We start from the raw sequence: 273 nt of genomic DNA on the forward strand, positions 1-273 counted from the left end.
TAAAAGGTTTTTTTTGATGATGTAAAGCGGATTTTTTGATTGCAGTTTATCCAGTGTATGAGGTTTCAGCAAAGAGCGCAACACTTCATCTGATTGTTCATCTATATCTTTCCAGGTTTTTTCTATACTCATAATCACTGCTTTAAAAGATTAGCCAATTGTTGTTTGCAACGATGCAGTTTAACCGCTACATGGTTAACAGAAATACCCAATACTGCTGCTATTTCCGGATTTTCATACCCGTCTAAATGCATAGATACCAAAGCCCTGTCT

The 273-nt window shown here is 36.3% G+C and carries 1 protein-coding gene; it reads right to left on the bottom strand.

The genetic code is table 11. The features are described from left to right. Positions 1-134: 134 nt before the first annotated feature. A complete protein-coding gene (locus VJI94_RS09005) occupies positions 135-263 on the bottom strand; it encodes an RNA polymerase sigma factor (protein WP_416383683.1) in 129 nt (42 codons plus the stop codon). Between the last annotated feature and the right edge of the window lie 10 nt (positions 264-273).

It is taken from the genome of Parvimonas sp. D9 (assembly GCF_035282565.1).
Taxonomy (GTDB): domain Bacteria; phylum Bacillota; class Clostridia; order Tissierellales; family Peptoniphilaceae; genus Parvimonas; species Parvimonas micra.